Genomic DNA, 8,422 nt, shown 5'->3' on the forward strand with positions numbered 1-8,422 from the left:
ATTAAAATTTTTGGTCTACTCAGACGAGAGTTGTCTACGGGATTTTTCACTACATAAAAAATAAAGGCAAGCTAAACGCTTGCCTTTATTAGTTGGGAAATACACCCTATAACACTATCCTAATAGAAATCGTAAGATAGTCTTAGTCCTAACGTACGAGGGCGGTTGGTGACAACTTTTGGCGTAAACTGCTGTGTATCTATATAAAGCACAGCACTTTCGTCAGTGAGGTTATCGATGTACAACTCAGCTTTCCAGTCGTCTTTAGTGATTCCAACAGATACGTTGGCAATGGCATAGCTCTCTTGAATGTAACGTCCACCTTGGAAAACATCACCATTCGAGTCTGTAAATGAGGTGCCATCATATGTGGCGGCTTCATTTTGAATCGGTAAGCCAGAACCTGTTCCGTAGATTAATCGTGTCGCATCTTCAGTTACATAGGCATCCATCGACATTCCAGCTAAACGATCACCTGTGTAACTTACTGAAGCATTCAAATAACCATTGTAACCATCATCAAGCTCGAAATAATAACGTGCACGTATATTACCCGAAAATTCAGCTGAATAAGGTAGTTGTGCGCCTACTCCCGGTGCGATGCCTGCTAGCTCAGCGTTAACTCGAGTTAATTCTGTATCGAGCACACTAAACGCCGCATTGATTACTAAGTTGTCTGTTGCCAGCCAAGTGATATCCGCATCAATGCCCTTTATCTCAGCATCACCCACATTATCGGTAAATACTAAAAAACTGATGTTAGTAGGGTCATAACGTGATGTTTGTAAGTCAGTAATTTCAGAATAAAAAGCAGTCGCATTGACTCGTAAAATACCGTCTAAAAAGTCACCTTTCATGCCTATTTCGAAGTTATCTAGGCTATCGGTAGTGGAATAAACCGGTATTCTGAACCCTTCAAACGCACCATTTTGATTACTCGCAAGATCACCACCTTGGCGGTTGGTAACAGGCGGTCTAAATCCTTCTGAATAAGTCGTAAATAACAATACGTCGTCATTGACTTTGTAATCTAATGAGGCTTTGAAGATAGTATCGTCAACAGTTAATGTGCCGCTATCGTCTAATAAACTGACATCTAATTGACCACTTGCAATGGCCGCTTGGAGCACTCCTGGGCCATCACCACCTGTTGCTAAATCTAACTCAGCAGGATCTTGGCTTCCAAAAGCGCGAATTCTGCGGGTCACATCTGTGCTGGTTGTTGAACCTTTGAAAATATCATCAATTTGATACCAACGAGCGCCGAAAGAAGCAGTGAGTTTATCGGTAAGATCGTATTCAATTTGACCAAACACTGCCACTTGTTCAATGGTGTGGGTCACATCGTTAACAAAACTAATGCCTGACTCGAACGGTCCGCCGTCAGAATTAATTCCTTCACTACCTGGAAGCGTTCTAGCCAGATTAGGAAATTTTTCTGTACTGGCAATTTTGAATTGACCAACGGTTGCAACTTCTTGATCATCATAGAAAATACCGGCTGTAACACGCCAAGCATTGTCTACATCTGTATTGAAACGCAACTCGTGAGTGATACGCGACGTATCTGTTTGTTCTTTGTAGTACTTAGAGGGGTCTAAGCAAAGCTCATCTTCTACTGCAACCGAACCACCGTATTGGCAAACATAATATGCTGAGAACAAACCGCCGTTGGTATAACCGGTGTAATCGATAGTAGAGCTAATTTCACGATCTAGATAACCACCCGTGTAAACTATATCAAGCTTGTCTAAACGACCTTTCAAAGTCCAAGTGGTGAGTCCAAATTCATCATCATTGTCTTCAGGTGTAAAACGGTTGACCGAACTTTCACCTTCAAGGTTAGGATCGTAAGAAAACACACCTTCGGTCTCAAGAGACTGAGCGGTGTGCTGCACCAACAATGACCAATCGTTATTGATCAAATAAGACATACCAAATCGAACACCCGCATATACAGCGTCGTTAGTATCATCTTCTACCAAGATGCCATTTTCAGGTGAAATAATAGGAGTGTTTTCAGGGTCGTTAAGCACGCCACCTGATATTCTGTCAATTACAACCGCACTGCCAATATAACCACCTTCACCAGGCTTATTGAGGATATTATCAATCCATCCGCCTTGTTTATCATTGTAAGCTACAACGCGCAGGGCCAATTCATCAGTAGGCGTAAAGTTCATAAAGGCTTCGACGGAATTGCTCATTTCGCCGCCTTTAGTGCTACCAATATTTACATCCATACCAGCAGCAAAACCTGTGTGATCCGGTTTTTTGCTGATCATGCGCACTGTACCTGATTGCGAACTTGCACCAAACAGGGTGCCTTGTGGACCTGGCAATACCTCGATTCGCTCCACATCAGCTGCATACACATCTAGATTTCGGCCTTGCATGGAGACAGGTTGTTCATCTAGATAAAATGCAACAGAGGGCTGTAATGCCTGTACTGAAGATACCGATATGTTGGTTTGTGTGGTGGCGGCACCACGAATATATATTTCATTTTGACCGGGACCTGTGCCCTGGAAAACGACATTTGGAAGAAATTCTACGTAGTCGTTAAAGCTTTCTACGCCTAAATTTTCCAACGCTTCGCCGTTCAAAGCAGAAACCGATACGGGAACATCTTGTATCGATTCAGTTCTTTTGGTTGCGGTAACTTGAATGGTTTCTATTTGTGCTTTTGACGTTTTCTCTTGCGCTATCGCAGGATTGATAGCGAGTGCTGTGACTATTGCACAACTTATTTTTGTTCTGTTCATGTAATAAGAACCTTTTTAGCTTATGAATACATTGTTCAGGGAATATTTTTATTCATTGCAATATATGCAAATTTTAATTTCAATACGAATTTTTATTAGTGTCTCGTTGATTAGTGTACCAGACTCAGGCCGCGATTTCTAAAGTGATTCCTAGTACTTTAGTCGCGAATAAGGGGGGGCAATACTTAGTAGTCTACATATATTCAAGTTTTAAAGAGGTTTCAGATGGGGTATATTTCCCGTTAATAATTAGATTTACAGGCTGTCCTAAGTGGTCCTAACTCGAATAGATCAATACCTCAATCGCCCCGTTTTTTATCTTTCTTCACTTTCAATTCTAGTTTTAGTTTTATTTGCGTTGATTGCGCCACAAGCGGCGGATGTATTTTTTACTGATTTACAAAGTACCATTATCGAAAACGGTAGTTGGTTTTACGTGGTGTCAGTAGCTATCATTCTTCTCACCGTGTTGTATGTTGGTTTTTCTAGCTTTGGCGAAATACGTCTAGGTCCAGATCATTGTAAGCCTGATTTTACACTGCCGACCTGGCTCTCGATGTTGTTTGCAGCAGGAATGGGTATCGGGCTCATGTTTTTTGGTGTAGCCGAGCCCGTTATGCACTTTTTGTCACCCCCAACAGCCGCCGAAGGTACAACGGAAGCCGTGAGAGAAGCCATGAAAATGACCTTTTTTCACTGGGGGTTACATGCTTGGGCAATCTATGCAGTTGTAGGATTAATCTTGGCTTATTTTAGTTTCAGGTTAAATTTGCCGCTCACATTACGCTCCGCGCTATATCCGATGATTGGTGACCGTATTTATGGCTGGGCGGGTCATACTGTGGACATTCTAGCAGTGGTTAGCACCGTTTTTGGTATTGCCACATCTTTGGGATTGGGCGCCGCTCAGATTAATTCAGGATTAAACTACTTATTTGATCTGGAAGAGTCAGTACCAGTGCAGATTTATTTGATGATTGGCATCATTGCGGTGGCAATTGTCTCGGTGGCGACAGGGCTAGATAAGGGCATTCGACGCTTATCAGAATTGAATATGATTTTGGCTATTGCATTATTGTTATTCATTTTGATTTTGGGCCCGACTGTGTTTTTACTGGCCGCTTACGTGCAAAATACTGGGGCTTATCTGTCTGATATTGTGCGAAACACTTTTAACTTATTTGCTTATGACAAAACGGATTGGATTGGAGGATGGACCATCTTTTATTGGGGATGGTGGTTAGCATGGGCGCCTTTTGTTGGGTTATTTATTGCGCGTATTTCCCGCGGACGCACGATTCGTGAGTTTGTGATTGGGGTGTTAGTTATCCCCACTGCTTTTACTCTTTTTTGGATGACAGTGTTTGGTAACTCGGCCATTGACCTAATTTATACCCAAGGGGTAGACAAATTAGGCGAGATGGTAAGCACTAATGCGCCAGTGGCGTTGTTTGTATTTTTGGAAAACTTTCCATTTCAGCAATTGTTAAGTTTTATTGCAACCTTGATGGTGGTGGTGTTTTTTGTTACTTCATGCGACTCAGGGGCCATGGTAGTAGACATGCTTTGTTCGCACGGAAAAAATGATACACCAGTTTGGCAGCGTATATATTGGGCCGTTGGAGTGGGCTTGGTTGCCGCAATATTACTGACCGCGGGTGGTTTAAATGCGCTGCAAACCATGACTATTGCTACGGCATTGCCCTTTGCGATCATTTTATTGCTTGCGTTAGTGGGGCTGATTAAGGCATTGCGTATTGAAACTCATAAAAAGGCGAGTTTGGCTATGAACGTGCATCCACATCCACCTACAACAGATAGCGGCTGGGAACAGCGACTTTCGGCAATCATACAATTTCCTAACAAAACTGCGGTCACCCAGTTTATCGATGATACAGTGCGCAAGGCGCTAGAGAATGTGAGTAAAGAGTTGGCTAATAATCAAGTTGAGTCGGAGATAATTAGCTCAACTGATATGTTGAGCTTGAATGTGCAGCACGGCAGTGAATACGCTTTCTCATATGGCATAAAGTGCCAAAAATACCTACAACCTAGTTTTTCACCAGATAACGAAGAATCTCAAGAAAGTGCCGATGATCATACCTATTATCGTGCAGAAGTACATTTGATCGAAGGCGGCCAAGACTACGATATTATGGGGTGGTCGAAACAAGCAGTAATTAACGATGTGATTGATCAATACCATAAACATTTACACTTTTTGCATCTATTACGTTGATATACAGTTTGGCTATTTGTTAGCAGATAATAGCAGGCAATGAACCATAAAAAGCATCGGATCCTCGATGCTTTTCAGTATACTCGGGGCATAGAGTTAACCCTTTGAAACTAAGGAATAAACGTGCGTATTAAGTCGCCCCAAGGTATTTTGTCTTTAGACAGTATTCTACCCGAAGAACCATTATTGATGATGGGGGCGGGGCCAGTTCCTATTCCGGCGAGAGTGGCAGCGGCCAATGGTATCGTAATCAATCATTTGGGCGATACCATGGCGCAGATTATTGAACAAGTTAAGTTAATGTCACGTTATGTGTTTCAGACAGAAACTGGGCATATATTAGGTGTGGCAGGTCCAGGCTCTGCTGCGATGGAAATGGCTGTGGCTAACTTAGTGGTACCAGGCAGTAAAGTACTGAGTGTATGCAATGGTTTTTTCAGCAACCGTCTAGCGGAAATGTCTGAACGAGTTGCAGCGAATGTTATTCGTTTGGTTGTAGAAGAAGGTCATAGTGCCGACCCTGCAGTCGTCGCTCAGTATATTGAGCAGCATCAGCCCCAAGTTCTGACTATAGTGCAAGGCGAAACCTCAAGTACCGTTTGTAATGCCGATTTAGCAGCAATCGCAGCAGCAGCAAAGGCCCACAATTGTTTAGTGATTGTTGATGCGGTTTGTACCCTAAGCACCATGAAGTTTGATATGGATGAATGGGGTATAGATGCAGTGATTACCGGTGGCCAGAAAGGATTATCTTGTATACCAGGTGTATCTCTTATTGGTTTTTCTAGTCGAGCTTGGGACCACATTCAGTCTCGCACAGATCAATTGCGACATTGGTGTTTAGACGCTAAATTGGCCGACCAGTTCTGGTATAAAAAATCCTATCATTATACCGCGCCTGTTTCTGGAATATTGGCGATACATGAAGCGTTAAGGTTGGTGTGCACAGAAACCTTAAGCGCTAGATTTGACAGACATCTTAGAAGCTCACTAGCATTACAAGCCGGTATTGAAGCAATGGGATTATCCCTATACGTCAAACCAGACGCACGACTCAATTCTGTTGTGGGTATTAGTGTCCCCAGTGGAGTGGACGCTAAACAATTACTTAGTACTATGTCTAGCCGTTATAAAGTAGAAATTTCTGGCTCCTTTGGGGCAAACATTGTGCGTATTGGGCAAATGGGTGAACAATGCCGTGCCCATAACTTATTCCGAACTTTGCATGCTTTTGGTGCAAGTTTTAATCTTTTGGGGCAAAAACTAGACTTACCAGCGGGTATGGCGGCACTTGAAGGTGCATTAGATCAACAAGGGTTTGTGGACCAGATTTAACCGTCAAAAATGCATATTTTTATGCAAGTATTCGACTAATATTTCGCCCGCTTCAGAAATATGTTGTTTTAAGATATTTTTAGCTTTGCCTAGTTGTTTGGCTTTGATTGCGTCTAATAATTGATAATGCTCTTGTTGGCTGGTTTTTTCATAATTTAGTTCAACTGAATGAAAACCAATATATCTTGAACATAGTTGGTGTAGGTTGCGGATATTGTTGAACAAAGCAGGGCGGTTGGCGGCTTGATAGAGGCACCCGTGAAACTGCCAATTGAGATCGCCATGTTTGCTAATGCTTAACTTGGGTTGGTCGAGTTGTTCTAGGATATCTGTGGCTTGTCCCAATATTTGGTGATTGAATTTTGACATCGCATGACTAAGAATAAGCGGCTCTAAGTACATCCGCATCATGTATAAATCTTCTGCTTCGGTGGCGCTTAACGGATGCACCATCACGCCACGTTTGCCACTTTGTGCTAGCCATCCTTCATTTTTTAAACGCTGTAACACATCCCTAATCGGTATGCGGCTCACCCCATAGTCTGACGCTAATTGCTCCTGTTTTAAGGGGGTAGCGATTGGTAATTTGTTATCACGAATGTCTTGTTTTAATTGCTGATAGAGTGCTTCAGCCGGTTGTCGTTCAGTCATTGGTTAGGTTCTCGTTACTCGGCTTATGGCAAGTGTGGCAAGCCCAAATGTAATGCCCCAAAATGCTGATGCAATATTAAAAAAAGATACCCCGGAAGCCGTCACCAAAAATGTAACTAAGGCCGCATCGCGGTAATTGGCTTGTTCAAAAGACGATTGTAAACTTGCGCCAATGATGCCCAATAACGCTAAACCCGCTAATGCAGAAATCATCGCTGCTGGAAAAGCCGCAAATAAACTGACTACTGCTGCGCCACAAATACCTGCCAATATATTAAATAAGCCAGCGAATACACCGGCAACATAACGTTTATCTGCATCAGGATGTGCCTCTTCGCTGGCACAAATTGCTGCTGTGATGGCTGCCAGGTTTAATGTAAAGGCGCCAAAAGGTGCAAATAGCACATTGAGTCCGCCGGTCCAGCTGAGTATTGGAGAGACGGGGGCTTGATTGTGACCTGTTGCCCTTAGTATGGCGATGCCAGGCACATTTTGTGATGTCATGGTCACTACAAATAAGGGTAAACCTACACCTATCAATAAACTTAAATCAAATTCTGGCATTGTCCAAACCGGCATCGAGAGCTCCCATCTGACTTGTTGTAAACCGATTTGCTCAAATGTGAAGGCATATATAAACCCGGCTAGTAGTACTATCATTATTGTGTATCGCGGTAACCATTTTTTGGCGAACAAAAAAGTCACCAACATGATCCCTACCATTAGCGGCTCGCTTTGCAACGAGGTAAAAATACTTAACCCAAACTGTATCAATATGCCTGCCAACATCGCAGAAGCGAGCGGTAGAGGGATACGCTTGGTAAGTGCGTCAAACCAACCAGACAAACCCGTCAACAACGTTAAAACACCCACAAATACGAAAATACCTATAGCTTGTGCAATGCTGTTACCACTTAGCGTTGTTGCTAACAAAGCAGCGCCTGGCGTAGACCACGCAATGATGATCGGGCGTTTGTAGTATAACGATAAACCTAAACAACCCAACCCCATACTCAAACCTAGTGCCCATATCCAAGAGTCAATCATTTCTTGGCTAGCTCCAGCAGCAATTGCGGCTTGATATACTATTACCCAAGCACTGGCATACCCGACTAACACAGCGATAAAACCGGCACTGATAGCTGAAAAGCTAATGTCAGAAATAAACGTTTTGAAATTCATTTTTGTATTCAATTTTAAAAATGTATACAAAAATAACATGGCTGTGAAAGTTTTCAAAGTGTATCAATGCATTACTCACTTTTTTCTTTGTTATTTAACAAAGAATTATAATACCAATCCATCCTAACAATTGATCGCTCAGCGAGGTTTAAAATCACCTAATCAAGGCGCTCGAATGAAGCAATAGTTATTCTATTGTAAGTTCGAGCAACGCAGAGTAGGTGCTTTTAAACCTCGCCCAAAGGGAGAA

5 protein-coding genes are annotated in these 8,422 nt (G+C 42.6%); 2 read left to right on the forward strand and 3 right to left on the reverse strand.

What is annotated here, in order from left to right; genetic code table 11:
- Positions 1-119 precede the first annotated feature (119 nt).
- Positions 120-2,765 (reverse strand): TonB-dependent receptor, encoded by a 2,646-nt coding sequence (locus tag ABJK37_RS18235; RefSeq protein WP_348356913.1) that lies wholly within the window; start codon positions 2,763-2,765, stop codon positions 120-122.
- Positions 2,766-3,036: 271 nt separating this feature from the next.
- On the opposite strand from ABJK37_RS18235, the gene betT reads away from it, so the two are divergent.
- Together betT and ABJK37_RS18245 are read left to right on the forward strand one after the other, a co-directional pair.
- Complete coding sequence (betT, locus tag ABJK37_RS18240) at positions 3,037-5,004, forward strand: choline BCCT transporter BetT (RefSeq protein ID WP_348356915.1); 1,968 nt, start codon at positions 3,037-3,039, stop codon at positions 5,002-5,004.
- Between the two features lie 123 nt (positions 5,005-5,127).
- Positions 5,128-6,339, forward strand: a complete 1,212-nt coding sequence (locus ABJK37_RS18245; protein ID WP_348356917.1) for an aminotransferase class V-fold PLP-dependent enzyme — start codon at positions 5,128-5,130, stop codon at positions 6,337-6,339.
- Positions 6,340-6,342: 3 nt separating this feature from the next.
- Here ABJK37_RS18245 and ABJK37_RS18250 read toward each other — a convergent pair whose 3' ends face one another.
- Both ABJK37_RS18250 and ABJK37_RS18255 read right to left on the reverse strand, forming a co-directional pair.
- On the reverse strand, positions 6,343-6,990 hold the full coding sequence (locus ABJK37_RS18250; protein WP_348356919.1) for a GntR family transcriptional regulator: 648 nt from the start codon (positions 6,988-6,990) through the stop codon (positions 6,343-6,345).
- A 3-nt stretch (positions 6,991-6,993) separates the two neighbouring features.
- Positions 6,994-8,172, reverse strand: a complete 1,179-nt coding sequence (locus tag ABJK37_RS18255; RefSeq protein ID WP_348356921.1) for a benzoate/H(+) symporter BenE family transporter — start codon at positions 8,170-8,172, stop codon at positions 6,994-6,996.
- Positions 8,173-8,422 lie beyond the last annotated feature (250 nt).

The organism is Paraglaciecola sp. (genome assembly GCF_039964565.1).
Lineage (GTDB): Bacteria > Pseudomonadota > Gammaproteobacteria > Enterobacterales > Alteromonadaceae > Paraglaciecola.

What these genes read in the sequence shown, in the direction of transcription:
- ABJK37_RS18235 (WP_348356913.1), bottom strand. Translation starts at nt 2,765, where the DNA reads ATGAACAGAACAAAAATAAGTTGTGCAATAGTCACAGCACTCGCTATC.
- ABJK37_RS18255 (WP_348356921.1), bottom strand. Translation starts at nt 8,172, where the DNA reads ATGAATTTCAAAACGTTTATTTCTGACATTAGCTTTTCAGCTATCAGT.
- ABJK37_RS18250 (WP_348356919.1), bottom strand. Translation starts at nt 6,990, where the DNA reads ATGACTGAACGACAACCGGCTGAAGCACTCTATCAGCAATTAAAACAA.